At 47.2% G+C, this 25,022-nt stretch carries 24 protein-coding genes, 1 riboswitch and 1 other annotated feature; of the genes, 15 read left to right on the top strand and 9 right to left on the bottom strand.

From position 1 onward, the window contains the following. Positions 1-187: 187 nt before the first annotated feature. From ACFVU8_RS10250 to ACFVU8_RS10215, 8 genes are all read right to left on the bottom strand, one after another. Entirely contained in the window at positions 188-1,180 is a 993-nt protein-coding gene (locus ACFVU8_RS10250) for a 3-oxoacyl-[acyl-carrier-protein] synthase III C-terminal domain-containing protein (protein ID WP_387427279.1), read from the bottom strand. A gap of 83 nt (positions 1,181-1,263) precedes the next feature. Next, a complete protein-coding gene (locus ACFVU8_RS10245) occupies positions 1,264-1,614 on the bottom strand; it encodes a hypothetical protein (protein ID WP_379465575.1) in 351 nt (116 codons plus the stop codon). Between the two features lie 167 nt (positions 1,615-1,781). After that, the gene (locus tag ACFVU8_RS10240) at positions 1,782-2,162 is read right to left on the bottom strand and encodes a carboxymuconolactone decarboxylase family protein (RefSeq protein ID WP_066363379.1); all 381 of its coding nucleotides are present in this window, start codon (positions 2,160-2,162) and stop codon (positions 1,782-1,784) included. Positions 2,163-2,177: 15 nt separating this feature from the next. Next, positions 2,178-3,815, bottom strand: a complete 1,638-nt coding sequence (locus tag ACFVU8_RS10235; protein ID WP_387427277.1) for a thiamine pyrophosphate-binding protein — start codon at positions 3,813-3,815, stop codon at positions 2,178-2,180. 185 nt (positions 3,816-4,000) lie between these two features. Continuing rightward, positions 4,001-4,094: riboswitch (cyclic di-GMP riboswitch) on the bottom strand. 568 nt (positions 4,095-4,662) lie between these two features. After that, positions 4,663-5,913: a methyl-accepting chemotaxis protein gene (locus tag ACFVU8_RS10230; RefSeq protein ID WP_379465573.1), complete on the bottom strand. Its 1,251-nt coding sequence runs from the start codon at positions 5,911-5,913 to the stop codon at positions 4,663-4,665. A gap of 88 nt (positions 5,914-6,001) precedes the next feature. Next, a complete protein-coding gene (locus ACFVU8_RS10225) occupies positions 6,002-6,988 on the bottom strand; it encodes a helix-turn-helix transcriptional regulator (RefSeq protein ID WP_387427275.1) in 987 nt (328 codons plus the stop codon). A 194-nt stretch (positions 6,989-7,182) separates the two neighbouring features. Next, entirely contained in the window at positions 7,183-8,775 is a 1,593-nt protein-coding gene (serA, locus tag ACFVU8_RS10220) for a phosphoglycerate dehydrogenase (RefSeq protein WP_379465571.1), read from the bottom strand. Positions 8,776-9,031: 256 nt separating this feature from the next. Then, positions 9,032-9,257, bottom strand: a binding site (T-box leader). Between the two features lie 119 nt (positions 9,258-9,376). Then, the gene (locus tag ACFVU8_RS10215; protein WP_387427273.1) at positions 9,377-10,282 is read right to left on the bottom strand and encodes a hypothetical protein; all 906 of its coding nucleotides are present in this window, start codon (positions 10,280-10,282) and stop codon (positions 9,377-9,379) included. Between the two features lie 116 nt (positions 10,283-10,398). Between ACFVU8_RS10215 and ACFVU8_RS10210 the strand changes: the two genes are divergently transcribed. The 4 genes from ACFVU8_RS10210 (at position 10,399) to ACFVU8_RS10195 (ending at position 12,520) form a co-directional block, all read left to right on the top strand. Continuing rightward, a complete protein-coding gene (locus tag ACFVU8_RS10210) occupies positions 10,399-10,995 on the top strand; it encodes a CPBP family intramembrane glutamic endopeptidase (protein WP_175373719.1) in 597 nt (198 codons plus the stop codon). Beyond that, positions 10,992-11,360, top strand: a complete 369-nt coding sequence (locus tag ACFVU8_RS10205) for a hypothetical protein (protein WP_175373718.1) — start codon at positions 10,992-10,994, stop codon at positions 11,358-11,360. Before ACFVU8_RS10210 ends, ACFVU8_RS10205 begins: the two co-directional genes overlap by 4 nt. 65 nt (positions 11,361-11,425) lie before the next feature. Beyond that, on the top strand, positions 11,426-12,196 hold the full coding sequence (locus ACFVU8_RS10200) for a metallophosphoesterase (RefSeq protein WP_387427998.1): 771 nt from the start codon (positions 11,426-11,428) through the stop codon (positions 12,194-12,196). Positions 12,197-12,199: 3 nt separating this feature from the next. Next, complete coding sequence (locus ACFVU8_RS10195) at positions 12,200-12,520, top strand: hypothetical protein (protein ID WP_387427271.1); 321 nt, start codon at positions 12,200-12,202, stop codon at positions 12,518-12,520. 750 nt (positions 12,521-13,270) lie between these two features. On the opposite strand, the gene ACFVU8_RS10190 is transcribed toward ACFVU8_RS10195, so the two are convergent. Next, positions 13,271-14,179 carry a polysaccharide deacetylase family protein gene (locus ACFVU8_RS10190; protein ID WP_387427996.1) on the bottom strand — a complete coding sequence of 303 codons (909 nt, stop codon included), beginning with the start codon at positions 14,177-14,179 and terminating at the stop codon, positions 13,271-13,273. A 94-nt stretch (positions 14,180-14,273) separates the two neighbouring features. Here ACFVU8_RS10190 and ACFVU8_RS10185 point away from each other — a divergent pair, with 94 nt between their 5' ends. The 11 genes from ACFVU8_RS10185 (at position 14,274) to ACFVU8_RS10135 (ending at position 24,993) form a co-directional block, all read left to right on the top strand. Then, on the top strand, positions 14,274-14,654 hold the full coding sequence (locus ACFVU8_RS10185; protein ID WP_387427269.1) for a hypothetical protein: 381 nt from the start codon (positions 14,274-14,276) through the stop codon (positions 14,652-14,654). Positions 14,655-14,882: 228 nt separating this feature from the next. Further along, entirely contained in the window at positions 14,883-15,497 is a 615-nt protein-coding gene (locus ACFVU8_RS10180) for a genetic competence negative regulator (RefSeq protein ID WP_175373715.1), read from the top strand. 132 nt (positions 15,498-15,629) lie between these two features. Beyond that, positions 15,630-16,325, top strand: a complete 696-nt coding sequence (gene prsW, locus ACFVU8_RS10175) for a glutamic-type intramembrane protease PrsW (RefSeq protein ID WP_175373714.1) — start codon at positions 15,630-15,632, stop codon at positions 16,323-16,325. 385 nt (positions 16,326-16,710) lie between these two features. Continuing rightward, positions 16,711-18,069 carry a germination protein YpeB gene (gene ypeB, locus ACFVU8_RS10170; RefSeq protein WP_387427267.1) on the top strand — a complete coding sequence of 453 codons (1,359 nt, stop codon included), beginning with the start codon at positions 16,711-16,713 and terminating at the stop codon, positions 18,067-18,069. Between the two features lie 163 nt (positions 18,070-18,232). Next, entirely contained in the window at positions 18,233-18,886 is a 654-nt protein-coding gene (locus ACFVU8_RS10165; RefSeq protein WP_175373712.1) for a flagellar brake protein, read from the top strand. A 202-nt stretch (positions 18,887-19,088) separates the two neighbouring features. Then, on the top strand, positions 19,089-19,799 hold the full coding sequence (gene cmk / locus ACFVU8_RS10160) for a (d)CMP kinase (protein ID WP_246317366.1): 711 nt from the start codon (positions 19,089-19,091) through the stop codon (positions 19,797-19,799). After that, positions 19,796-20,383, top strand: a complete 588-nt coding sequence (locus ACFVU8_RS10155; RefSeq protein ID WP_379465566.1) for a lysophospholipid acyltransferase family protein — start codon at positions 19,796-19,798, stop codon at positions 20,381-20,383. The genes cmk and ACFVU8_RS10155 overlap by 4 nt, the downstream gene beginning before the upstream one ends. Positions 20,384-20,491: 108 nt before the next feature. Then, complete coding sequence (gene rpsA, locus ACFVU8_RS10150) at positions 20,492-21,787, top strand: 30S ribosomal protein S1 (protein ID WP_175373709.1); 1,296 nt, start codon at positions 20,492-20,494, stop codon at positions 21,785-21,787. Positions 21,788-22,007: 220 nt separating this feature from the next. Beyond that, entirely contained in the window at positions 22,008-23,330 is a 1,323-nt protein-coding gene (gene der, locus ACFVU8_RS10145) for a ribosome biogenesis GTPase Der (protein WP_066363333.1), read from the top strand. A 12-nt stretch (positions 23,331-23,342) separates the two neighbouring features. Beyond that, positions 23,343-23,960, top strand: coding sequence for a glycerol-3-phosphate 1-O-acyltransferase PlsY (gene plsY / locus ACFVU8_RS10140; RefSeq protein ID WP_175373708.1), 618 nt, complete (start codon positions 23,343-23,345; stop codon positions 23,958-23,960). Beyond that, positions 23,953-24,993, top strand: coding sequence for an NAD(P)H-dependent glycerol-3-phosphate dehydrogenase (locus ACFVU8_RS10135; RefSeq protein ID WP_175373707.1), 1,041 nt, complete (start codon positions 23,953-23,955; stop codon positions 24,991-24,993). The genes plsY and ACFVU8_RS10135 overlap by 8 nt, the downstream gene beginning before the upstream one ends. Positions 24,994-25,022: the final 29 nt, after the last annotated feature.

Genomic DNA, 25,022 nt, shown 5'->3' with positions numbered 1-25,022 from the left:
TCGTCTTCAGCAACACCTTTAACAGACAAATGAGTATAATCGTATAATCCCTAAGACAATCCCTAAGATCCGGAGAGAAGTCTCCTAGAATCGGTTTTGCGTAGGCCTGCCGAATATAGAAAAAGAAGCACTCCTCAGCACTAAACTGCTGTTGGAATGCTTCTTTTGTAGACTTATATAAGTAAGCTTAGTATTCGATCACGACTGCAATATTCTGCATGCCTCCACCGACAGTCCAGAATAATACTTTATCGCCGCGTTCGATTTGTCCGGTAGATACAGCCTTATGAAGAGCAATAAATGGACTGCTGGTCGAAGTATAACCAAATTCATCCCCGACATACACGGCTACGCTGCTATCAATTCCGACTTTCTCCGCAACACTGAGTATATTAGGAAGAGACAGCTGCGAGAAGCAGGCTGCTTTGATGGACTCCGGAGCGATGTCTGAATCGGCAAGTAATGTTTTGATCGATTCGACAGCCGCTTCTACACAAATGGAATCATCAAAGGGAGTGAATTCTACATTAAATTCGCCAGGAGCGATGCCCTTCGTTCCCAATTTGGCTAAACCTTCAGCAGGGAAGACAGAATTGTACAACACACAAGTATCCGTCTGGTAGATAGAATCGATTAATCCAACTGCGTTCTCATCACGCTCCAGGATGACCGCTGCGGCAGCATCGCCGAATCCGGCATAGTATACCGGGTTATTGCGGTCGGCATGTGGAAGGATATGGTCGGACCCAATTACCAGCGCACGGCGGATACGGGGGTTCGCCATCATCTGCCGGCTGACCTGTTCAAAGGCTGCTGTCATCCCTGTGCAGTTTGCATTGCTGTCGATGCAGATGGTATGCGAAGCCGCATTAATCAAACGGTGCATGATCACCGAATTAGTCGGGATTATGTATTCCGGCGTTTGACTGGAGAAGGCGATAAGGTCGATATCTTCACCAGCAAGTCCCGCTTGCTCCAGCACATTGCTGGCCGCCTCAAATCCCATAGTCAGTGCATTCTCGTCCTCATTATCAATACTGTAGCGGGTTTCACGACCCAATGCCGCCAGAAGTCCACGAATCTCTATTCCTCTATCGTCAAAATGTTTGATGTAGAAATCATTACCGATTTTGTTACTCGGATGATAAATAGCGATGTCTCTGATGCGTATGCCGGCCATTGAATTGCCCCCTTATTAGTGATGAGCTGATGGATCGTTGCATGAGCAGGTAAGATACAGGCTGTAATATGAAGTTATTTGTCTTATGCAGTAACTGTAGAGATGATTTCCAGGTTATCCAGACCAGATTTTCGGCCCAGACGAGCCAATTGCATTTTAAGAATTGGGTTGTTCTCAAGGGTTAGGAGTACTTTGGCAAAGCCGTCCTTCTTGATCATGATGAAGCATCCTTCCAGCAGAGGTACGACATTAGGAGCGGTAACGTTAAGCTTTCTGCAATCAAAGTGTAGCTCATAGTCTGCTGGAGTGATCGGGTTAATGGTTTGCTGATAAGCTTGAATGGATTTGATGCCATCCTCTTCAGAGAACGTGCCATCCAATTCGACATTGATAATCTTTTTAACCGAATCTGTCTTCAAAATAAATTTACCCATTCCTTCATCGCTCCTATAAATTAGTTTTATCCAAAAACTTTGATTCCCTATTTTCGGCAATCGATAATATACTTATTTTTGGGATAATTTAACTATATTAATAGCATATGATTGATAGAATTACAATGAGAAAGTCGAAAAATGTAAATTTTTGAATTATACAGATGTTACTTCACTTCTTCTAAAACTTCGAGCAACACGTTAAAGGCACTGATTACTCGCGGAGCTCCTAGAGCAGGCACCAAATGAAGCAGAACACCTTTAAGCTGTTCCTCAGTGACACCTACACTTAGCGCCATAACATAATGGACGCCTAGTTGTTCGTATTGTCCCATCGCAATCAAGGCGGAGATCACGGCAACTTCTTTCCAGTCATCACCGATCGTGTTGCGCTGGAAAATGTCACCGTAGGCGGCGCCCATAATGTATTCAGCCAGATCTGGAAAATGGTCTTTAATAGGTGCCAAAGCTTTGGCACCATACTCCCCAGATAAGTTAGCAAAGTGGTTGAGACCACTATTGATATTTTTGTTCAAATTGTCGCTCATAAATTGGCCTCCTGATTAAAGATTCACTACACGGTGTGCAGTAGGTGGTACTTCGTCACGGTCAGTCAACAGTTCGATTACCGCGACCTTGTTCAAAGCTACCGCATCTGCGATCGCAGCGGAGAATTGATCCAAAGTTTCACAGCGATATCCGGTTGCTCCAAGCGATTCGCCGAACTTCACAGCGTCCATTGGGACTTCGAAAAGGGTTCCGTCAATACGGCCTGTGGTCTTCTCCATGCCCTTAAGCGCCATATCCAGTTGCATGTTGTTTACAACGATAAAAATAACCGGGATATCCTTACATACTGCTGTATTAATCTCTGCACCCAGCATCATAAAGCATCCATCGCCAGTCACACAGAAGATCGTTTCATCCGGTGATGCAACCTTGGCGCCGATAGCCATGCCAATTGCATTACCCATGCAGGCAAAATAGGCATCGAACACAAAACTGCCCGGTTTTTTAACGTTATACCATTTAACGGCATTAAAGCCATGGCTTCCATCATCCACGAATAGAGTGTTGTTGTATGGAATAAAGTCACTCATCACGCTCATAACTGAAGCCAGGGACAGGCCTGGAAGCTCAGGCAGTTCTTCCCGATAGTTAAAGCTTGGAGTATTATGTTTGGTCACAGAATCTCTATCCAGGTGTTCAAGATAATACACAAGATTATCACGCAGATCCCCGGTGACCGGTATAGTTTTGGAGGTCAGAATCTTGCCTACAAACGTTGGGTCACTATCGAACTGAATTAATGTCTCTGGATGATTCTCGCGTTTTAGATTACAGATAGTCATATCGCTCAGACGGGAGCCCAGCACGATATACAAATCACTACGATTCAGCATGTCATCGCCATGTGTACATCCGCCGACACCGACAGGACCGTGATACAGCGGGTGATCCCAAGGAATAGCACCTTTGCCGCCAGGAGAAGTCACGACAGGGATGTTGAATGTTTCAGCCAGTTCAATCAGCTCTTTGTGAGCCCCGGAACGGTTAACACCTTTACCGGCAATAATCAGTGGGTTCTCAGCATTGTTAATAGCGTTGATTACACGGTCATAATTGGAGATGCTAACGAGCGATTCACGCTCTGGATAAACTACCGGGAATTCTTCCAGAAGTTCAGTCTGAACGTCGAATGGCAAGCAAAGATGAACGGGACCACGGTTACCGCTCAGAGCAATTGAGATAGCATGATTGAAAATGGTGCTTAAGTTATCGCCACGTTCTACAAGCTTACTGAACAGGGTAGCGGGTTTAAACATATCGGCAAGATCAGCCAGATATGAGGAAGAATCCTGACATTGCGGAATACCTAGTTCTTTTATAGATTGATGCCCTGTAATAAATAACACCGGAATGTTATTCGCCTTGGCATGGGCCGCTGCAGTAAGCAGATTCGTTCCTCCGGGACCGGATGTCCCGAAAGCAACGCCTAGTCCGCCAGTCTTAAGGGCATAGCCTGCGGCTTCAAAGCCGGAACTGGATTCATGTCTTCCAGGAATAAACTCAATACCGTAATCCACCATCTTTAGAACTAAGGGACAAATGGATTTACCAATAATACCAAATGAATGGGTTACTCCGAGGTTACGTAGTGCCTCCGCCATATAATCTGCGACTGTCTTCAAAAAAAACACCTCTCAAGTAAATGAATTGGGTTAAGTAAAAGATAAATATATTATCGTTCTGGTAACGCCAAATGTTTAGAACGATACTAACAGGTACAAAGAAACAACAAAACCTGTGCTCGAATAATGGAGCACAGGTTGGAAGCAAAAAACCGCCAATCAGACCGCGAAATTAAGTCGATCCTCCTGGTTTTCTCTGCAACCTGGCAGTCATGGCCCCCAAAAAAATGAGGCTGTAGATCCATGGCTTTGCGTCATTCCTTTTCAGGAATTTTGCCCATATAAATGTTATAACTAATTATAAGAATAATTTTCCTTTACATTATATTCCTAGCTCGTCTTTGTCAATATATTTTACACAAACGAACTCGGAATTTGACGAAAAATATGAAATAAAGTAGGAATTTAGTTTTAATTTAAAATGTATCCAAGGGTGCATTGCAAAATGGAATGCGGTTACAAAATAGGCCTGAAATATGCATATCATTCAGAGAAAAAGCAAGATTGTATTAAAGGGATTGGTGTAAAAATGCAAATTAGATGAAAACAGCTGAATGGACAAGATTAGATATTAATTGAAGAAATTAGTTGGAGTTATATTTACGATGATGTTTTTCATGAAAGGCAATGAATCCAAGTGCTCAATTTCTTTTGGACTGCACAGGAGGGAACTGGGTTAAAAGTAGGGTGTTTGAAAGGGGAGAGGATAAACTTTATTTGTGGGTACGAACTTCTAGAAAGGTCTGAAAGTGATATAATGCAAACGTTTCATAAGTTACAAAACAGCCGTGAAAGTTTGAACTTATACGGCTGTTTTGTGTTAAAAGGAACAAAAATAAAAATTTTATGACAAGTTCTAAAATTTAAAAATATGAATCGTTTTTTGTAGCTGAAAGACGGCTGACGTCATTTTTTCAGACTCATCCGCAACGGATTGGAGGGCATTGATCTGCTCACTCATCGATGCAGAGACTTCCTCGGTGCTGGCTGCTGTCTGCTCTGTAATTGCTGAAATATTCTCAATCGCAGAGGAGATCTTCAGAGCACTGTCCAGCATCAGGTCGCTTTCCGAAGAGAAGGCGGCGATTTGCTCGGTAATGTACTGTACACTTTGGACAATTTGCCCGAAAATCTGTGCAGTTTGAATGATCATTTCATTCTGTACCTGAACGACTTCTTCATTGATGGTGATGTTCGCAATGGCTTCCTTAATGTCACTTTCAATGCTACGTACGAGGCCGAAGACCTCTTTGGTCGAGGCAGTTGATTCCTCTGCCAGTTTGCGTACTTCCTGAGCTACCACAGCAAATCCACGGCCATGCTCTCCGGCACGGGCAGCTTCGATGGAAGCGTTCAGAGATAACAGGTTGGTCTGTTCCGCAATTTCGGTGATGGTTTTCGTAATCATGGTGATACCGCGAGCATTATGGGAAAGGGCATCAATGGTATCGGCCACTTTTTGTGTAGCTTCGATATTCTTACGCATGCCTTCTGCCTGGGTATCCACCGATTGGCGACCTTGCTCCACCAATTCTAGCGTATGTATAGATTTCTTGTTCATTTCTTTGGTTGAATGTGCGTAATTGGAGACCTTAGTCTCAATATCTTTAATAGAATCAATCATACCGGCAATATCACTCGAAATTTCGTTGGCACCTTGAGCCAGCTCATTAGAAGAGGTCGCCACCTGGGACATGACGATCTTCAGATTCTGATTCTTGTCTTCGATGCCGCGGCTTGCATCCATAACCTGACGGGTGATCTGTGAGGCGTCGGTCAAAATGGTCTTCAATTTGTCGATCATCGTATTAAAGGAGCGGCTGATATCACCCATGGAGCCATTCTCGTCGGCTCTATGCGTAAAGTCTCCCTTAGAGATCGTATGCGTTACGTTGGAGATGTCATCGAACGACGATGTAAGCGTTCTCTCAACAAAGCGGGAAAGAGGGTAAGTCAGGGTTGCAAGCAGGACCACCAGAATGATGCCGATAACAATTTTGCCGAGAATAATAAAAGTAACCAAAACAGGGATGGAGAATAAAGCGGCAACGAGGTAGCATCCGGCGACAATTCTTTGCTTCAAAGGCAGCTTGTACATCCAGTCCATAGGAAATATGTCCCCCTTTAATGTTGTGTATTGTAATATTATAGGCGATTAAAGGGGGATAGGTCTATTGTAAGAACTGACATAAATGCTATTCGGGACAAATTTTGACTAAATTCTGTCCGATAGACTCATATAATGCGGTGGTATCTATCAGTGCTTGTCGTACTTGCTCCTGCAGTACTTGCGGTGAAAGGACCAGGACACTGGACCCATAAGACAAAAGTACCCGGCAGGCCCACTCCAGGGCGTTGAAATCGGCCTCAACCTCCAACCATCCGGCGAGGGAGGACGGGGTAGTGTTTTTTACAGTAAGATATCGCTCCCGCGCGAAGTCCTTCATTATTTCTTCCCTTATCAACACGGTAGCTGGATAACTTGGCAAGGCAGATTTGAAAGCCTGGGTGGATTGCCGCCAATACTGGCCAAGATCGAAGTCTTCCGGACGCTTGAAAAAGTCATTCGTGAGCTCTGCATGTTGCAGTCTGGACACCCGGTAGGTCCGTAGCTCACCTCTGCTTTCTGCAACGACATACCAAACTCCGCGTTTGGTTACGAGCCCGAGGGGATGAATTAGTCGTTCGCTAGCTTCGTTATTGCGCAGGTATGTTATTTTGACAACACGATCATGCCAAAGGGCCTCCTGCAGTAGCGCCAAAAAAGGATATGACTCATCTGAGGGATGCCAGCTTGCCCCGTCCACATGAATCCGTTGAACCGAATCAAGCGTGGAACTGCTGGAATGCGGTGCTACTACGGCCTCCAACTTGCGGGCGGCAGAAGAGAAATCCCCTTCGATGCCAAGGTCGCTAAGAATCGTAGAGTCAGCAGATAGCAGGAGAGAGGCAATCTCTTTAGGCTTCATGCCTGTCAGGGAGGTGCGATAGCCCTCGGTAAGCATCCAGCCGCCTTCTCGTCCCCGCTCTGCCAGTACGGGAATGCCAGCTGTGCTGAGCGCCTCCATATCCCGGAATATGGTCCGCTCAGAGACTTCAAGTGTTTGCGCCAGGTCACGGGAGGTCATTTTGCCGCGATTCTGCAGCATCAGTAATATAGAAACGAGCCGGTCAGCTCTCATATCCGTTGTCCTCCTTGAGCGTTATAGTTCAAGTTTATCATATTAATATGTCAGTTGATGTCATATATAAAATGGAATTTAAGCAAAATGAGATTCTGTGTTCCTGAGTAAAATACAATAAGCCACCCCCGCTAAAGAGCGGAGATGGCTTATTGTTGTATCTATGGATATCATTTAAGGCAGTAGCATGAAGCCTACAGCAGAACGATTTCCTCAGCAGTATTGATCTCTGGAAGTCCAGCCAGCTTCACGAGCACGTCTTGTGGAACGGCCTTGTCAACAGTGAGCAGCATGATTGCTGCACCGCCAACGATTTTGCGTCCAACCTGCATGGAGGCGATATTGACATTGTTCTCACCCAGCAGCGTTCCTACCAGACCGATAATACCCGGTTTGTCATTGTGCGAGATGACGAGTTGATGACCTTCCGGCGCAATATCAACCGGGAATTTATTCACTCGTACGATCCGCTCGCCATAGCCTTGAAGCAGGGTGCCGGCTACGAGACGCTCTTCATCATGCTCAGCTTTCAAAGTCACGGTGATGAGGTTGGTGAAGCCTTTTGTTTTGGAGGCTTTGGTCACAACAACATTCACATCGCGAGTTTTGGCCAGATGCATGGAGTTGACAATATTAACATCCCCAGCAAAGTGACGGGAAAGCACACCTTTCACGATGTAGCGGGTCAGCGGCTGTGTATCCACATCCGAGAGGTCTCCGGCATATTCGACGTGAATTTCACGGATCGCTGCATCGGTGATTTGGGTCGCAAAGCTACCAAGTTTCTCACCAAGGTTAAAGTAAGGCTGCAGCTTGTTCATTACGCTTGGTGCTACCGGCGGAATGTTAACAGCATTAATGAACGGTTCGTTACGCAGGATATTGAGTACCTGCTCAGAAACGTCGATTGCAACGTTCTCTTGGGCTTCAACGGTGGAAGCACCCAGATGCGGCGTTACAATAATTTTCGGATGGGAGAGGAACGGGTGGTCAGCTTCAGGCGGTTCCTTCTCAAATACGTCAAAGGCGGCTCCGGCAACAATCCCGCTGTCAATTGCTTCTACCAGTGCAAGCTCGTCAATAACGCCGCCGCGGGCACAGTTAACAATGCGCATGCCTTTTTTCATTACTTCGAACTGCGGACGGGCAATCATATGACGTGTTTCTGGTGTCAGTGGAGTATGAACCGTCATGAAATCTGCATTTCGAACGATATCATCTACAGAAGCCAGCTTAACTTCGAGCTTCTCAGCACGATCAGCTGTCAGGAACGGGTCATATGCCAGAATGCTCATACCGAAGGCTTTGGCACGTTTGGCTACTTCGCTACCGATCCGGCCCATACCGAGTACGCCGAGTGTCTTACCACGCAGCTCAACGCCGAGGAAAGACTTTCTATCCCAAGTGCCGCCAATAGTCTTGGCATACGCTTGTGGAATGTGACGGGCAAGAGCCATCATCATTGCAAAAGCATGCTCACAAGTAGTAATTGTGTTACCATCCGGAGCGTTAATAACAACTACCCCGCGCTGGGTAGCAGCATCCAGCTTAATGTTGTCAACGCCCACGCCAGCGCGGCCAATGACCTTTAGCTTACTTCCGGCTTCAATAATTTTTTCAGTAACCGTTGTTTGGCTGCGCACGAGCAGGCCGTCGTAATCCCCAATAATCGCAATGAGTTCGTCTTCGCTAAGTCCTGTTTTCTTGTCAACCGTTACATCATTTGCATCCATCAACTGCTGAATCCCCAAATCACTGATCGGATCCGATACTAATACTTTAAACATGGTTTCTCTTCCTCCTTATGATTAGAAAGCTTTTTATGTTGAGGATGCCCCCGAAAGGGCGGTCCACAGTACCCGTAGTATCTTGTTTTGTTACAGTCATGAAGAAGAACGCTACAAAAATAACGAAGCAACGCGGTGTCGCATCAAAGAAATTGGATACAACTATCCCGCGAAAATAAGACAATAGCCCATATAAGAGAAGGATATTGGGATGCTGGAGATACAAAAAAACTCTCAACCCCATACTACTGCCGTAGTAAGGGACGAGAGTTGTCGTGGTACCACCCTAATTCACTGCCTCTTGTCAGAAGCAGCCTCAATGGCCTGCATAGGCCACACTGGTAACGGAGTGATCCGATTGCATCTACTTAAAGTTCGATACAATATCTCAGGAGCGCTAAAGAGTTCTGTTCGTCACCGGTTTGCACCAACCACCGGCTCTCTGTAGACTAGCATCGTCTTTGTTCCATCATCGCTTTTGCTTGATTAATTTTTCATAATGTAACATGGCTATGCCAAATGTGTCAATAGGCTTTTGCAGGATGAGTCTTACGTCTGCTTGAAGTGAGCCTCATTTTTCGTTATGATGCAGTAACTGGTCTTATTCATAAAAGAACGGGAGCTGGGGAATCGTTTCCTTAGGATAATATTGTTCCCGCCATTTGATGAAATCCTGTTCCTGAACAGCACCTGTGGAAATCAGCAGCGTCAGAGACGACTGAACGTCTGCGAGCTTGAGTGAGCTTGCGGTGCCGGAGTAAATCATATCGTCCACTTTTGCTGTGATGTCCTGGGGATCATACCCCGCAAATATCCCCCGGTTCAGCAGCATATCTGCGATTGTCGCATTCTTGAGTAGTAACGGCATCTTCTTCCATTGGACAAAGCTCAGCGTTTTGATCTCCTTGGTAGTAGCGGGTATCTTATTGTTGGCTCTGGCTCCCCACTTCAGCATGGAATCGTAGAATTGTTTTTGTGACTGCAGGCCAAATTTAACTGCGCTGACTGTAAAAGGATCACTTTTTAGCAGCTTGGCAGTTTCCGTTCCCACTGCACTAGCGGATACCTTGCCGGAGGCCTGTGAGAAGAGAGTCAGACTTTTCAGGATATTCAGTTGGGACTGCTGAAGCAGCGGTGAGTTGGTGAAAATAGAGTCCTGGGTAACCTTTTTGTACTGTTTGTCGGCGAGGATACCCAGGTTCTTGAGTGTGGCGGCGTTTTCACGGGCATCCGTACTTCGAGCGAGCTTGTCGACTTCGCTATTCCAGCTTCGCTTGAATTCCCGATAAGGCAAAAATACGTTATGATAGAAGGTAACAAGATCCTGCTGCTGGTATGATCCAGAAGATTCCTCTGGGCTCTTGGCCTCCTGGAGGTGTTCGTATTTTGCTTCAGTTTTATCTGCGCCAACCTTCACTCCCGTAAAAAAAGCGGCGAATGCGGAAATCAGAAAGAAAAGAAATCCAAGAGTGTACAGCATTTGGGTTCGGGAGGTTAGATTTTTCATAATTAAGTGCTCCTTTTTCTGGGAAAATAATCGTTATGTATTTTGCAGTAATCGCTAAGGACGGACTCTACTTTGGGAGCTGCCCGGAAAAATCATTATAGAACAGGCAGGTTAAGATGAGAAAAAAATTTAAGATTGGTGATATCAAAGTAAAAAGGGTAGAACCGCAGCAGCTTACAGACCGTCTTCTTTTGCTTAATCTCTACATTACACAAGGGCTTACGTTATTTATCGGTTTGATCTGGATTTTATTACAGAAAAGAAATCCGCTTCAAGTCATAAATCTGCCCGAAAGCACACAATTTCTGTACTGGGGCCTTGGTTTGGCTGGGTTAATGCTAATTGTTGACTTTTTAATGACATATATTGTGCCCGAGGAAACGATGGATGACGGGGGCATCAATGATATGCTATTCCGCGCCCGGCCCATCTGGCATATCGTGCTGATCGCGGCCATGGTGGCAGTATGCGAGGAAGTGCTGTTCCGGGGAGCGATTCAACATGCATTTGGTCCATATTGGACTAGCATTCTGTTCGCTCTGATTCATGTACGTTATCTGCGACACTGGATACCTACGGGCTGGGTGTTCTTGAGCAGCTATGGACTAGGTTATATTTATATCCATACAGGAAGTCTCTGGGCGCCTATTTTATGTCATTTCGTGATCGACCTCTTCTCCGGTTTGGTCATCCGCTACAGGAGGGAGTCATGAGCGAGCAATTAAGCCGGGTTCAATCCCGGCAGAAGAAAAGTCGGAAGCAGACTTCTGTCAAAGCCAAACCGTCGACTGGGACAAATAGCCATCCTGCTGTAGATGAGCCGGTTCGTCCTAGCACGCTAAAGCCACCAGCTACGCTTTCTCGTAAGGGTCGTCGCCAGTCTGGCGCGGCTACGCCTCCCGATAAAGGGAACACTGGTGAAGAGTCAACCCCGTCCCGCACCGAAACTTATTCCTCTGATCGTGTCCGCCTCAGTAAAATGTTCGTCAATTCCTTGATTTTTCTATTCGTTTTGCTGCTAGCGTTTCTTTTGACATGGGGAATTAAGGGTGCTCCGCCATTGGGTGATCTATGGTAATTTTGCCCATCTTCATTATTATTGGATCCCTTTTGCTCTTAGCAGGGGGCACATTTGTGCTGCTGATGGTGAGGAATGCATTTAAGAATCGAATTATTGCCGAGGAAATATTATTGGAGACGCTGCCCGCATCTTTTGACGGCTATCGGATTCTGTTCATAACCGATATTCACAGGCGGAGGCTCCCTTCGGATATGCTGAAGGCACTAAAAGGCAAAGTGGATGCTGTTTTTGCGGGCGGCGACCTGACCGAAAAGAATAGTCCGCTAGATCGTCTGGCTGAAAATATGGAACTGTTGGTATCCATCGCACCTACTTATGCAGTTCATGGCAATCATGACTATAAGGCGGACATAGAACGTGTAGATGAGATTATCCGAAACAGCGGTGTAAGGCTCCTGCTCGATGAGAATGTTCTTATTGAACGTAAGGGAGGAGCATTCTGGCTGACTGGAGTGGATTTCCCCAAGCGAGGCGGGAAGACAGCGTATGCCCCACTGCCAGCATTGTCCGGTTTAGATCCTGACGTCTGCAGAATCTTTCTGGTGCATGATCCGATGTGGCTGTCACAAAGGCGTACAGTTCCAGGTGAATTGGTGCTGTCGGGGCATACCCATGGCGGTCAGGTGATTCTGCCACTTATCGGCAGCAAGCGTGTGGAAAGCTTTTACGATCACTACAAGGCTGGGATGTATCCGTGGCCCCGCAACGATGGTTCAGGAGCAACTGCACAGGTGCTGATCAGCCGTGGCTTCGGTACGGCGCATTTGCCGATTCGTTGGGGCAGTCCTGCCGAAATGCATGTACTCACGTTACGTTGTAAGGAACCTGTATAACATATGAAAAAGGACTGTCCCAAAACAAGTGAATTCCTTGATGAGAAGTCCATCTACTTAAAAATAAAGCGGAAAAACATGGCGGTGCTCAGGAAGATTCCTGAACCCGCCATGTTCTATTTGTGGCCGACGACCACATTCTGGAGCAAGGATGGGAAAGCGCAAGTCAAAGCGCAAACCCAAACCCAAACCCAAACCCAAACCCAAACCCAAACCCAAACCCAAACCCAAACCCAAACCCAAACCCAAACCCAAACCCAAACCCAAACCCGAACCCAAACCCAAACCCATTTGGCCTTGAGGGGTGCCGATCTTGTACAGTAAAAGTGGATGTCGTGAGGTGCTTGAACAACTGGAAATACTCCCGTTATTGATTCGAAAAAGGGAGTGATTCCAAAAATAACGGGAAAAACTCCCGTTAATCTTTAGGGTTTCCCTCTATTTTCTTATAACAGAGGGGGATTAACTGGATAATTTCCCGTTAATTCGAATAGAACCTTAGAAAAGGGGAGAAATAACGGTGCTTTTTCCTGTTAAGCGAAGCCCAAGCTTAGAACAAGCTCAGAGCCAATCTCAAAGCAACTATCAGAGCAATGCCTAGAGCCCAAAGCCCAACTCAGAGCAAAACTCAGAGTAAACCCTAAACCCCAAAACCAAATCCCAGTGCCCAACTCAGCGCCTAGCTCCTAAGGTAGGGTGTAAGGACTTACACCGATCTCTGACCAGTCCACCATTCTGCACAACATGCGCACGACGGCGGTTCAAGGTCCCGATTTACTTATAGTTCCTGACCTTCAGGTCCTGCGTTCGAGCTGGGGCCTGCTCTACCGTGATCTACTATTTGAATTAACATGAAAAAGCTCCCCTATTCGCAGCAGAGTTTATGATTATCTCTGTCTACCAAGAGGGGAGCTTCTTCGTTTAGAATCAACGCTGCTCAATGGGGCGTTGATTTTGAACTGTCTATTTTTGAACTTTCTACCTCTGTCCTGCCTACTTGAAGGGGCTTATTTACTTTTGAAACAACCCCTTAATTTTCACGATATCAGTAAGCGGTCAAATCGTCTTCCATTCTCAGCGCATCTTCAGTTCAATGCTGCGGGGATCCACGAAGCTATAGCCTTTCTCCTCTAGAGTCGTTAGGAGCTTATCCAGCGCTTCAGTTGTCCATGGCAGCTCATGCATCAGAATGTTGCTTCCGGAGTGAAGCTGGTCCGTTACGTTTCCTATCAGTTTCTCGGTCTTGTTGCTGTCTTTCTCCTTCATTTCCCAGTCCAGAGAGCCTACGGACCAGGTCATGTAGAGCATGCCATTCTCCGCAGCAACCTTCTTGCCAACATCGCCACCCGCCCCATAGGGAGGTCGGAAGAAATGCGGTGTCTCACCTGTAATGTCTTTAACAGCTGTTTGAACATCTTCAATCTGCTTCTTCACGGTGTCATAAGGCTTATTCTTTAATTCGATATGATCCCAGCTGTGATTGCCGAGAATACCGCCACGTTCGTGAATAAGCTTCAATAGCTCGGGGTGCTCCTTAATCCGGTATCCGTTCATGAAGAAAATGGCCTTGGCATGGTGCTTGTCCAAGGTATCTATAATCGAATTGATCATTTTAGCTTCCTTGGGTCCGTCATCGAAGGTGAGGAGGACTACTTTCTTGGGCGTGCCTTCCTCATTCGGGACGATATCATAATTTTTGTTCATATGGTACAGAAGCGGAACTTCAGCCGCCTGTTCATTGCCGCCAGTACTGCTCTCCGCGTCATGATTTATCTGTGGGGAAGGACTTGCCAGATTCCCTTCAGAGTTCCCGGTGTTAGTTGCAGAATTATTTGTTCCCGCCGGTACTGTGGATGCTTCCTGCGACGGAGCTGCTGTAGGTGAATTCCCTGTGTTGTTCACTGCTTCAGAAGAGCCCTCATTATTGCTGCATGATGCCAGCAGAAAGGCGGAGAGCAGCAGCGCTATTGTTGCTTTACCCACTTTTTTCAACTCGCTTTCCTGTTATTAGACTGTATGAGCCGGATTCTTTCCGCGAACACTAGACATGATTTTACCATACAAGGAGGTTGAGGATATGAATACTTCGTCATTTTTATGCGGAGTTTTGCTGGGTGCCGCGGCCAGTATGATCATCTCGAAAAAACGCAGCGTGCTCATGTCTTCGCTAGGACAATCAGGGGCGAACGGGCACGGCGCCGGTGATCGGGCCAAAGAAAAATTATTCGGCATGGCTATGACTGGATTTGGAAATACCTCGGCATCTGGAGAACAAGACCAAGGCCATGAGCCGGATAGCAAATCGGGCAAGGGTGAGCATAAAAAGTCCGAATCCCCGGTCCAGTCGAAGGAATCCAATCTGAAAATGCTGAAGGAATTTATCAGCAGCAACCCTGATGTGAAGCATGAAGTCGAGAAGATTCTGAAAGATACGCACTCTGCCATACCGGGTTTGTAACCGCAAAAGGCTCTTGCAGAATCATTTTGAGGATGCACATATCCGCAAAATGATTCTTTTTTATTCGTCATGGAATACAGCTTGGAAATGGGGTGCGGATTTTATATTTATTTACGTGCATTTATGGCGCCAAAATGATAACATACATACATAGTAACCATTTTTGGCTCATTACTCGGGACTCATCATACATTATAATAAATTGAGCTTGCAAAGGAGGATCCTGTCATGAGAATAGAGAGATTAGGTCAAGATAAGATACGGATTTTCCTCACTTTTGACGACCTGAGCGAGCGGGGCATCCAGAAGGAAGATATGTGGCAGGAAGTTCCCAAGGTGCACGACCTGTTTACGGAAATGATGGATCAGGCGTACAGCGAACTTGGCTTTGACGCTACAGGTCCGCTGGCCGTGGAAGTGTTCGCTTTGCCCGCACAAGGCATGGTCGTTATTGTGACCCGGGGAAAATATGATCACCATCAGTACGGTGCGTCCGGGGAGGATGAATTGCCCGAAGAGATTTACGAAATGGAAGTTACTCTTGAACAAAGCGACTCCATTGTATATGCATTCCGCGATTTTGAGGTTCTGATTGAAGCGGCCCATGTACTCATCGGCAACATTACTTCCGGGGGAAAACTGTATTCTTATAATGATAAATGGTATCTCTACTTCGATCCGAAGGAATACGAAGAATCTGTTTTATCTGGTCTAGTGGCCGTGCTGTCTGAATTTGGTGATTCGTCATCGATTACAGACGCTGTACTGGCTGAATACGGTAAGACTGTTATGGCTGAGAATGCAGTGGAAGTGCTCTGCACGCACTTTAAACGGCAGGAATAATCAGAGAGAGACAGGGCTGAAGCTTGCTTGTCAGCCCTGTTTTGCTTTATGGAACAGGTAGCTTTTTAGTTGGAAATTGGATTAACAGAGCTGGGCATGTGCCCGGTTCTTAACATGCAGGGAGGTTGTTCGGTGCTTATCTTATCGATTATTTCGTCGGCAGTGGCGCCAGGACTAGCTCTGCTAACTTTTTTCTATCTGAAAGACAAGTATGATCAGGAACCATTGCACATGGTTATCAAAGTGTTTCTTCTTGGTTTTCTGATCGTTTTTCCGGTAATGATTATTCAAAGAGGACTTATGCTGGGCTGGGGCGACGGTCCGTATGTGGAATCTTTCCTCATATCGGCCGGCGTGGAAGAATGTCTGAAGTGGTTTGTGCTGTACCATATGATTTACAACCATACCGAATTTGACGAGCCATATGATGGAATACTATATGCCGTAGCGATCTCGCTCGGCTTTGCAACAATAGAAAATGTAATGTACGCCTGGTACAGCCATGCCTCCATTGGCTCCATGTTTCTGCGTGCCCTGCTTCCTGTCTCCGGACACGCCATGTTCGGTGTAATTATGGGATATCACATGGGCAGGGCCAAGTTCTCAAAAGGGGCCAGAACGCGGTGGATTCTGGCCATTTCACTGGTTCTCCCATGGATCTGGCATGGGATTTACGATTTTATTTTGAACACAACAGCAAACTATTGGATTTGGTTTATCGTTCCCTTAATGGCCTTCCTGTGGTATGGGGGAATGGGCAAGGTTGCCCGGGCTAACAATCGATCCCCATTCCGGGTTCTGAAGCGAGAAGAAGAGATTAACATGTAGCAAATTTGGGCACACTTACTCTAAAAGCAATTCCTCAGCAAGGAATTCCACAGAGTAGCGAGGTGTCTTTTTTTGCGTGTAAAGGTTCGAATCATTTGCAAAAACTGCGGCGAGACCTATATTTTAAGAGGGGTCAAGGAGCAGGGTGTCATTCAAACCGGCTTCAGGCAATGCCTGTGCAGCAACAGCAGTGGCTTTCATATTGAAGAGAGAATTTAAACGGCAGGAGACTGTTATGATGGAACTATCCTTTGCTGCGCCGGGTCCCCACATTATGCGGGGATTTTTTTGTGTGAACGGTAAAGCTGGTTCTTTTTATGCATAAGACTTCTCGGTTATTGTCAAACTAACGGCAATTAGCTATCGAAAGGAGTCTTGCAGCCATATGTACAAAAGATTAAGTGCTGTAATGTTTCCCTTGACCGCGCTGCTGTTGCTTGGAGCGCTTGTGTGGGGATACCAGGAGAATCAGGAGAAGAACTCAATTTTGCTTAAGGCAGAGAACCAGTATCAGCGGGCCTTTCACGACCTTTCTTATCATGTGGAACGTTTGCACGGTGAGCTGGGAAATACGCTTGCGGTCAACTCTGCATCCAGCGGGACGCACCGCAAAGGTCTTGTCAACGTATGGCGTCTGACCAGCGAGGCGCAGAATGAAATCAACCAACTGCCGCTGACCTTACTGCCTTTCAGCAAAACGGAGGAGTTCCTCTCCAAAATCTCTAACTTCTCTTATAAAGCCGCCGTGCGGGATTTTACCAAAAAACCTCTTACTGATGGTGAACTTCAAAACTTGAAGACACTCTACACCAACTCGGGTGAAATCTCGAAGAACTTGCAGGACGTACAGAATAAGGTTATCAGCAACCGCTTGCGCTGGATGGATGTGGAGACAGCCCTGGCGACAGAGAACAAATCGGAGGACAACACGATTATCGACGGGTTCAAGACCGTGGACAAGCGGGTTGGCGAATACCCGGAGCTGGATTGGGGCCCTTCCGTCGCAAGTATTTATGAGAAACGCTCTGTCAAGAAACTGGGTGGTGCTCCCGTAACCCCTGAACAGATTCGAAGTAAGGCGATCAAATTCGCCGATGCCGGGTCTAATGCCAAAGTGGATGTTCGAGAGAATGGGAAGGGTACGGAGTGGGAGTCTTATACTGCCACGGTTACCGGCTCAAATCAAAAACAGCTCATCAGTATGGATTTCACCAAAAATGGCGGTCTGCTGATCTCTTACCACAATAACCGCGAGGTAGGGCCTGCTAAGGTCTCCATGAAAGAAGCGGTGATCAAAGCAGAACAGTTTCTGAATAAGAAGGGCTTTCCTCATATGACAGCAGTAAGTGCCGATCAGTACGATAACATGGGGAACCTGACATATGTTACGAAGCAGGGTGACGTCCTGATTTATCCGGAGAAAATAACCGTTCGTGTCGGACTCGACACAGGGGAAGCGACCGGGTTTGAAGCCAGTGACTATGTGAATCAACATAAAGAAAAACGGGAGATTCCGAAGCCGAAGCTTTCTTTGGCAGAAGCAAGGAAATTGCTGAATAAAGATTTTAAGGAAAGCTATAACCGCTTAGCCTGGATTAAGAACGATGATTCCACAGAAGTGCTGACTTATGAGTTCGGCGGGGCGATTAATGGCTCAAAATACCGTATCTATTTGAATGCAGAGGATGGTACCGAAGAATCGGTTGAACAGATCAGAACCTCCTCTGGGGCTCAGAAAAAATAACGGATGACCTTCCGGAAAAGAGAGCCAATCAAGCAGGGCGCACCCTTAAAGGGCTGCCGCCCTTTTTTCTTGCCATCACGAATATATTTCTCACCCGGGCTGCAAAAGGCCATGCTATAATCAGAATTAGAATATCTTACTAATTCATGTGGCGGTGACACCTTTGTATCCCAAAATCAACGACAATCTATACATTCAAGTCGCTTCCAGTGATGCTGTCGAAGCAGAAGTTGAATATAGATCGAGAATCGCAGAGACGGAAGATGAAGCTTTTTTGATTGAAATCCCGATGCAAGAGGGCAGCGGGAGGCTGAAGAAATTGACGGTTGGGGACGAGCTTTCGGTCTACTTTATGACTGAGGGCGGCATTAAAAATTACTTTTACACCCACGTTGTAGGTTTCAAGGAGGATGTAATCCGGATGGTTCGGGTGCGCAAGCCTGCACCAGAATCCATTTTCAAGATCCAGCGGCGGAGCTTTTTACGGGTAAGCGCAGAATTGGAGCTAGCTGTAAAGAGCAGCAATGGCAACCGTTTTCTCGTACGGACGGAGGATGTCGGCGGAGGAGGAACTTCCTTTCTGACCGATGCCAAGGTAAAGCTCGATGTAGAGGACAAACTTTCTTGTTGGTTATTAGTTCCTTACCGTAACGGTACATCAGAACATGTGAATTTTGAGGGCGAAGTGGTGCGGATCAAAACGCTGGAGAACGGGCGTAGTCTGGCGATGCTGAAGTTTGCTGCGATTTCCGATACCGAACGCCAGAAAATAATCCGCTACTGCTTTGAGCGTCAGTTCGATTTCCGCAACAGATAGGGCTTTTTTCTGGTGTGATACGACCTGTGCGGTTTTGCACTGACGTACAAACTGTGGTATAATTTCATAAGTCGCAGGCAATGCCTGCTTTTTTCTTGATAATATCGGCGGGAGCACCCTGCCGGTATGAAGTCAATGCTGATTTGAAATGTCATCGCCAGATGCTTTTCTTATGAAAGCGTGTTTGAGGAGGAATGCCCCGTTGGATAGGCAGGGTACACATATTAACGACAGAATTAACGTCGCTATCGACGGACCTGCCGGGGCAGGCAAGAGTACTGTTGCCCGATTGGTTGCCCAGAATCTTTCTTACATTTATGTTGACACAGGGGCAATGTACCGGGCGATAACCTGGTATATGATCCGTGAAGGCATTGTGCCGGAAGATGAGAGCGAAGTCAACCGAGCCGTTAACGGCATGGAGATGGAACTGATTCCGGAGAAGGACAGGCAGAAGGTGTCGATCAATGGGGAAGACGTGACCCCATATATCCGCAGTCTTCAGGTCAGCGGCCTAGTGTCGCAGTATTCCAAGATCGAGGGTGTAAGATCCAGGCTCAGTCACCTGCAGCGCCAGATGGCATTGCGCAAGGGGGTTGTGATGGACGGCCGCGATATCGGTACGACCGTGCTGCCGGATGCCGAAGTGAAGATTTTCATGACGGCCAGTGTGGAGGAGCGCGCGCTTCGCCGTTACAAGGAGCTCAGGGATACGGAAGAGGTTACTCTGCAGCAGCTTGAACATGATATTGCCCAGCGTGACCGTCTGGATGAAGGACGGGAAATATCGCCGCTGCGTCGTGCGGAAGATGCGATTCTTCTGGATACGACGTTAATGGATATCACTCAGGTTGTAGAGGCCATCGTGTCACACTGCAGATCTTATGTTGACGGGGAGAGAAATCATTTATGATTTATAACATTTGCGTTGGAATACTCCGTGTGATCTACGCTATTGTCTTTCCATTAAGAATCATAGGGAGAGACAATGTGCCAAAGGAAGGCGGGGTACTACTCTGCGCGAACCACATCAGCCTGCTTGATCCCATGACGATTGGCATTAAATTGAAGCGCAAGGTGAAGTATATGGCAAAGGCGGAGCTTTTCGAGGTTCCTGTTCTGGGCTGGCTCATCAGACAGTTGGGCGCTTTTCCTGTCAAGCGTGGCGGTGTAAGCAAAGAATCCATTAAGACAGCCCTTACTACACTTCGTAGTGGTAATGTAATGGGCATTTTCCCCGAAGGTACCCGCAACTCCGATGCTGGAGCTGCGAAGAAAGGTGCAGCAAGCTTTGCGCTTCGCAGCGGAGCGGCTGTTATTCCGGCAGCGATTATCGGCGAGTACAAGCCTTTTCGCCGGATGACTGTAGTTTATGGAGCTCCCATTGACCTCAGTTCCTTCGAGGGAGCAGGAAGCGATTCTCTGGATGCCGTTACTGATGTCATTATGTCTCGGATTCATGAGATGATGGAGACTGGAAAGCCAAGCGCAAGCTAGGTTTCAAATCCGGTATCCTAGTGGTAAGATTTTAAGGTAATGATTGTTTTGAACTCTGCTCTACGCGGGTTTAAATAAATGGGGTTTTGAATCGAGGAGGGTAATCACATGTCTGAGGAAATTAGAAATCAGGAAGCTGCGGAGAATGTTGAGAACAACGAAACCGTAGAAACAACAGAAGCTGTGGAAGCTGCTGGAAACAACGAAGAAGTGACTAACCAGGAAGATTTGGAAATCATTTCTTTGAAAAAAGGCGATACCGTGAAAGGAACAATCGTCAAAATCGAAGATAACCAAGCTTATGTAAGCATTGGATATAAATACGACGGTGTGATTCCAATTCGCGAACTTTCTTCTGTACAACTTGACAACGCTGCTGCAGCTGTCGAAGTTGGACAGGAAGTAGAGTGCAAAGTTGTCAGCATCAACGACAACAAGGAAAGCCTTGTGCTCTCCAAACGTGCAATCGACAGCGAAAAATCATGGGAAGATCTTGAGAAGTATTTTGCTTCCCAAGAAGCTTTCGAAGTTACTGTGGCCGACGTAGTTAAGGGCGGTCTGGTAGCAGATGTTGGCGCGCGCGGATTTATTCCAGCTTCCATGGTTGAGCGTCACTTCGTTGAAGATTTCAGCGACTACAAAGGACGTACCCTGCGTGTGAAAGTCAAAGAACTTGACCGTGAGAACAGCAAGGTAATCCTGTCGGCTAAAGAAGTTCTTGAAGAAGAATTCGAAGCCAACAAGCAAAAAATCATGGCTGAGCTTACTGAAGGCCAAGTACTTGAAGGTACTGTACAACGTCTGACTCAATTCGGCGCATTTGTTGATGTGGGCGGAGTAGACGGTCTTGTACACGTATCCGAAATTGCTTGGAACCATGTTGATAAACCATCTGACGTGGTATCAGAAGGCGATAAAGTAACTGTTAAAGTACTTAAGGTTGATCCTGAAAAAGGAAAAATCAGCCTGAGCATCAAAGCAGCTGCTCCAGGTCCTTGGGATTCTGCAGCAGGCAAAATCAATATCGGCGATGTTGTTACAGGCGAAGTTAAACGTCTGGTGAACTTCGGCGCATTCGTGGAATTGCTTCCAGGTGTTGAAGGTCTTGTTCACATCTCGCAAATTTCCCACAAACATATCGGCACTCCGCATGAAGTGCTGAAAGAAGGACAAGAAGTTCAAGTGAAAGTACTTGACTTCAACCCGTCCGAAAAACGCGTTAGCCTGAGCATCAAAGAAACTGAGGAAGCTCCTGCTCCTTCCGCTAAACCGGAAAGACCAAGCAGAGACAGAGCACCTAAAGAAGTGCTTAACAATCCAAATGTTTCTCTGAGCAACGAAGGCCTCAGCTTCACACTTGCTGAGCGTTTCGGCGACAAGTTGGACAAATTCAAGGGCAACTAATCCCTTAACCCAGAAAGAAACGGATACCCCGTCTTTTCAGGGATGGGGAATCTAACCGGGTAAAGTAATCGGCGAACCCTCAATACGGGGGTTCGCCGATTGTGTTTTTACTGGTGCTTTTGGCTGAACGGTAGAAGTGGATACTACCCGAAGATACGGTTAGCCAATTTTATAGTTTTTTGCTATGATGAGTAACGTAAGGAAGACAGGAGGAATGAATATGGCAAGACCCGTAGTGGCGATCGTTGGGAGGCCTAACGTCGGGAAATCGACGATTTTTAACAGGTTGATCGGCGACAGATTAGCCATTGTAGAAGATAAACCGGGGATTACACGTGACCGGATCTATGGTATTTCGGACTGGAACGGTACTTCGTTCAGTGTAATTGATACTGGTGGGATTGAAATTGACGGTGAAGATGCAATTCTGAAATCGATCCGCGTTCAGGCGGAACTGGCGATTGAGGAAGCTGATGTCATCGTCTTTATGTGCGAGGCCAAAAGCGGATTAACGAATTCCGATGAGGAAGTTGCTCAAATTCTGTTCCGTTCCGGCAAGCCGGTGGTGCTAGCCATCAATAAAGTGGATAACATGAAGCGTACGGAAGATATTTATGAATTCTACAGCCTCGGATTTGGCGATCCAATCGGTATTTCGGGAAGCCATGGTACCGGTCTGGGAGACTTGCTGGATGCGGTTACGGAGCGCCTCCCAGAGCCAACGGAAGAGGAATATGATGACGATGTGATCCGTGTTGCTTTGATCGGCCGTCCGAATGTTGGTAAGTCCTCGCTGGTCAATGCGATCCTGGGAGAAGAGCGCGTTATTGTCAGCAATATTGCTGGTACAACGCGGGACGCGATCGATACGCCATTTGAACGGGACGGACAGCGTTACGTGCTGATTGATACTGCGGGTATGCGTAAGCGCGGTAAGGTATATGAAAATACCGAGAAATACAGCGTGATGCGTGCAATGCGTGCGATTGAGCGCGCGGATGTCGTGCTCGTTGTTATTAATGGCGAAGAGGGCATTATTGATCAGGACAAGCATATTGCCGGTTATGCTCATGATGCGGGTAAAGCATCTATATTTGTAGTGAACAAATGGGATGCGGTAGAGAAAGATGACAAGACGATGCAGAACTTTGAGAACAAGATTCGCGATCATTTCCTGTTCATGAGTTATGCTCCTGTAGTTTTCTTGTCCGCACTGACCAAACAGCGTCTGCAAAAGCTGCTGCCTGTAGTTCAACACGCGGCACAGCAGCATGCGCTTCGGATTACGACGCATCTGATTAATGATGTTATTTCTGATGCTGTTGCCATTAATCCGCCGCCAACGGACAAAGGACGTCGTCTGCGCATCAACTATGCAACTCAGGTTGCCGTGAAGCCTCCAACGATTGTCGTGTTTGTCAATGATCCGTCGCTGATGCATTTCTCCTATGAACGTTATCTGGAGAATAAAATCCGGGCGGCGTTTAATTTCGAAGGAACGCCGATCAGACTCTTTACACGGCGCAAATCAGACGAAGGTTAGGGGAGAAGAAGCGTGGCGCTTGAAATTCTGGTTATCGTTGTCAGCTATTTGCTTGGCTCCGTCAGCTTTAGTGTACTGCTTGCGAAGCTGCTGAAAGGCATTGATATCCGTCAGTATGGGAGCGGCAATGCAGGTGCAACCAATACCTTACGGGTTCTTGGTAAAGGTCCTGCGATATTGGTGCTGGTTCTGGATGTACTGAAAGGGATTGCCGCAGTATGGCTGGGCACCTGGCTTTTCGGCTGGGGAACCTGGGCAGCGGCACTCTGCGGAATTGCTGCCATTGTGGGGCATAATTGGCCGGTGTATTTTCATTTTCGCGGGGGCAAAGGCATTGCTACTACGATCGGTGTGATGGCTACGTTTGCGTTCTGGCCTGCGCTGTCCGCCGGGATCATCGCCATTTTAGCTATTGTCATTACCCGATATGTATCTCTGGGTTCGCTTATTTTTGTAGCGTTGACACCACTCTTTCTGTTGTTGACTGATTATACGCCGCCGATTCTGTGGACAAGCATTGTTATTGCTATCTTTGCTTATTGGCGTCATCGGACCAACATTGTGAAGATCGCCGGGGGCCGTGAGAACAAGATCGGCTCCAAGGTTAAAGGAGGAAACCGCGTTGTCTGATAAAGTTTCTGTGCTGGTCGCGGGAAGCTGGGGGACGGCGCTGGCAAGTGTGCTGGCAGCCAACCACCGGGAGGTTTATCTGTGGACGCGCAACCCTGATCAGGCTGCTGAAATTAATACATCCCATACCAATCATCATTATTTGCCGGGAATTAATCTGCCGGCTAACATTATTGCGACAACGGATTTGGAGAGCGCCGTAACTGGCTCCAGCGCTGTGGTTATTGTGGCACCCTCTTCGGGCATGCGGCAGGTTGCGCGCAGTCTGAAGCCCTTCTGGAAGGAAGATATGCTCTGCGTTCATGCGACCAAAGGCTTCGAATCGGAGACGATGAAGCGCATGTCTACCGTGATATCCGAAGAGCTAGGCTGTCCTGAAGGACAGGTAGTGGTGCTCTCCGGGCCAAGTCATGCTGAAGAAGTTGTGCGCCTTTGTCCGACAACGGTTGTCGTGGCTTCCAATGACGACAAACGTGCAGCCGCTGCGCAAGAACTGTTCATCAATAATGATTTCCGGGTATATACGAACCGTGATCTGGTAGGGGTAGAACTGGCCGGAGCGCTTAAGAACATCATTGCACTTGGCGCAGGTCTTTCTGATGGTCTGGGGTTTGGCGACAATGCTAAAGCTGCGCTATTGACCCGTGGTTTGGCCGAGATCTCCCGGGTCGGGGTAGAGCTCGGAGCGAATCCGCTTACGTTTGCTGGTCTGGCTGGAATCGGGGACCTTGTGGTTACAGCCACCAGTCAGCACAGCCGCAACTGGCGTGCAGGGTCACTGCTGGGTCAGGGCAAGCCTCTGGCTGAGGTGCTGGATTCCATGGGCATGGTAGTGGAAGGTATTCGCACGACGGAAGCAGCCTATGCCATTTCACTGAAGCTCGGTGTGCAAATGCCGATTACCGATCAGATCTATCATGTTCTGTTCAAGGAAAGAAGTCCGCGTAAGGCTGTGGAAGCACTGATGGGCCGCGACCGCAAGACGGAAATGGAAGCTATCTCGCAGGAAACTTGGGAACAATGGCACTCCTGATTAGGTTCACCTTTTGCCGGATATCCTCA

It is taken from the genome of Paenibacillus sp. NPDC058177, assembly GCF_042883835.1.
In the GTDB taxonomy this organism is placed as follows: Bacteria; Bacillota; Bacilli; order Paenibacillales; family Paenibacillaceae; genus Paenibacillus_AQ; species Paenibacillus_AQ agri.
The sequence above is the reverse complement of the archived record's forward strand: the minus strand, read 5'-3'. Positions and strand labels throughout refer to the sequence as shown.

Excerpts from the sequence above, each read along its gene's own strand:
- ACFVU8_RS10250 (WP_387427279.1), bottom strand. The coding sequence starts at position 1,180 with ATGGCCGGCATACGCATCAGAGACATCGCTATTTATCATCCGAGTAAC.
- ACFVU8_RS10245 (WP_379465575.1), bottom strand. The coding sequence starts at position 1,614 with ATGGGTAAATTTATTTTGAAGACAGATTCGGTTAAAAAGATTATCAAT.
- ACFVU8_RS10240 (WP_066363379.1), bottom strand. The coding sequence starts at position 2,162 with ATGAGCGACAATTTGAACAAAAATATCAATAGTGGTCTCAACCACTTT.
- ACFVU8_RS10230 (WP_379465573.1), bottom strand. The coding sequence starts at position 5,913 with ATGGACTGGATGTACAAGCTGCCTTTGAAGCAAAGAATTGTCGCCGGA.
- ACFVU8_RS10225 (WP_387427275.1), bottom strand. The coding sequence starts at position 6,988 with ATGAGAGCTGACCGGCTCGTTTCTATATTACTGATGCTGCAGAATCGC.
- serA (WP_379465571.1), bottom strand. The coding sequence starts at position 8,775 with ATGTTTAAAGTATTAGTATCGGATCCGATCAGTGATTTGGGGATTCAG.
- ACFVU8_RS10215 (WP_387427273.1), bottom strand. The coding sequence starts at position 10,282 with ATGAAAAATCTAACCTCCCGAACCCAAATGCTGTACACTCTTGGATTT.
- ACFVU8_RS10210 (WP_175373719.1), top strand. The coding sequence starts at position 10,399 with ATGAGAAAAAAATTTAAGATTGGTGATATCAAAGTAAAAAGGGTAGAA.
- ACFVU8_RS10205 (WP_175373718.1), top strand. The coding sequence starts at position 10,992 with ATGAGCGAGCAATTAAGCCGGGTTCAATCCCGGCAGAAGAAAAGTCGG.
- ACFVU8_RS10200 (WP_387427998.1), top strand. The coding sequence starts at position 11,426 with ATGGTGAGGAATGCATTTAAGAATCGAATTATTGCCGAGGAAATATTA.
- ACFVU8_RS10195 (WP_387427271.1), top strand. The coding sequence starts at position 12,200 with ATGAAAAAGGACTGTCCCAAAACAAGTGAATTCCTTGATGAGAAGTCC.
- ACFVU8_RS10185 (WP_387427269.1), top strand. The coding sequence starts at position 14,274 with ATGAATACTTCGTCATTTTTATGCGGAGTTTTGCTGGGTGCCGCGGCC.
- ACFVU8_RS10180 (WP_175373715.1), top strand. The coding sequence starts at position 14,883 with ATGAGAATAGAGAGATTAGGTCAAGATAAGATACGGATTTTCCTCACT.
- ypeB (WP_387427267.1), top strand. The coding sequence starts at position 16,711 with ATGTACAAAAGATTAAGTGCTGTAATGTTTCCCTTGACCGCGCTGCTG.
- ACFVU8_RS10155 (WP_379465566.1), top strand. The coding sequence starts at position 19,796 with ATGATTTATAACATTTGCGTTGGAATACTCCGTGTGATCTACGCTATT.
- rpsA (WP_175373709.1), top strand. The coding sequence starts at position 20,492 with ATGTCTGAGGAAATTAGAAATCAGGAAGCTGCGGAGAATGTTGAGAAC.
- der (WP_066363333.1), top strand. The coding sequence starts at position 22,008 with ATGGCAAGACCCGTAGTGGCGATCGTTGGGAGGCCTAACGTCGGGAAA.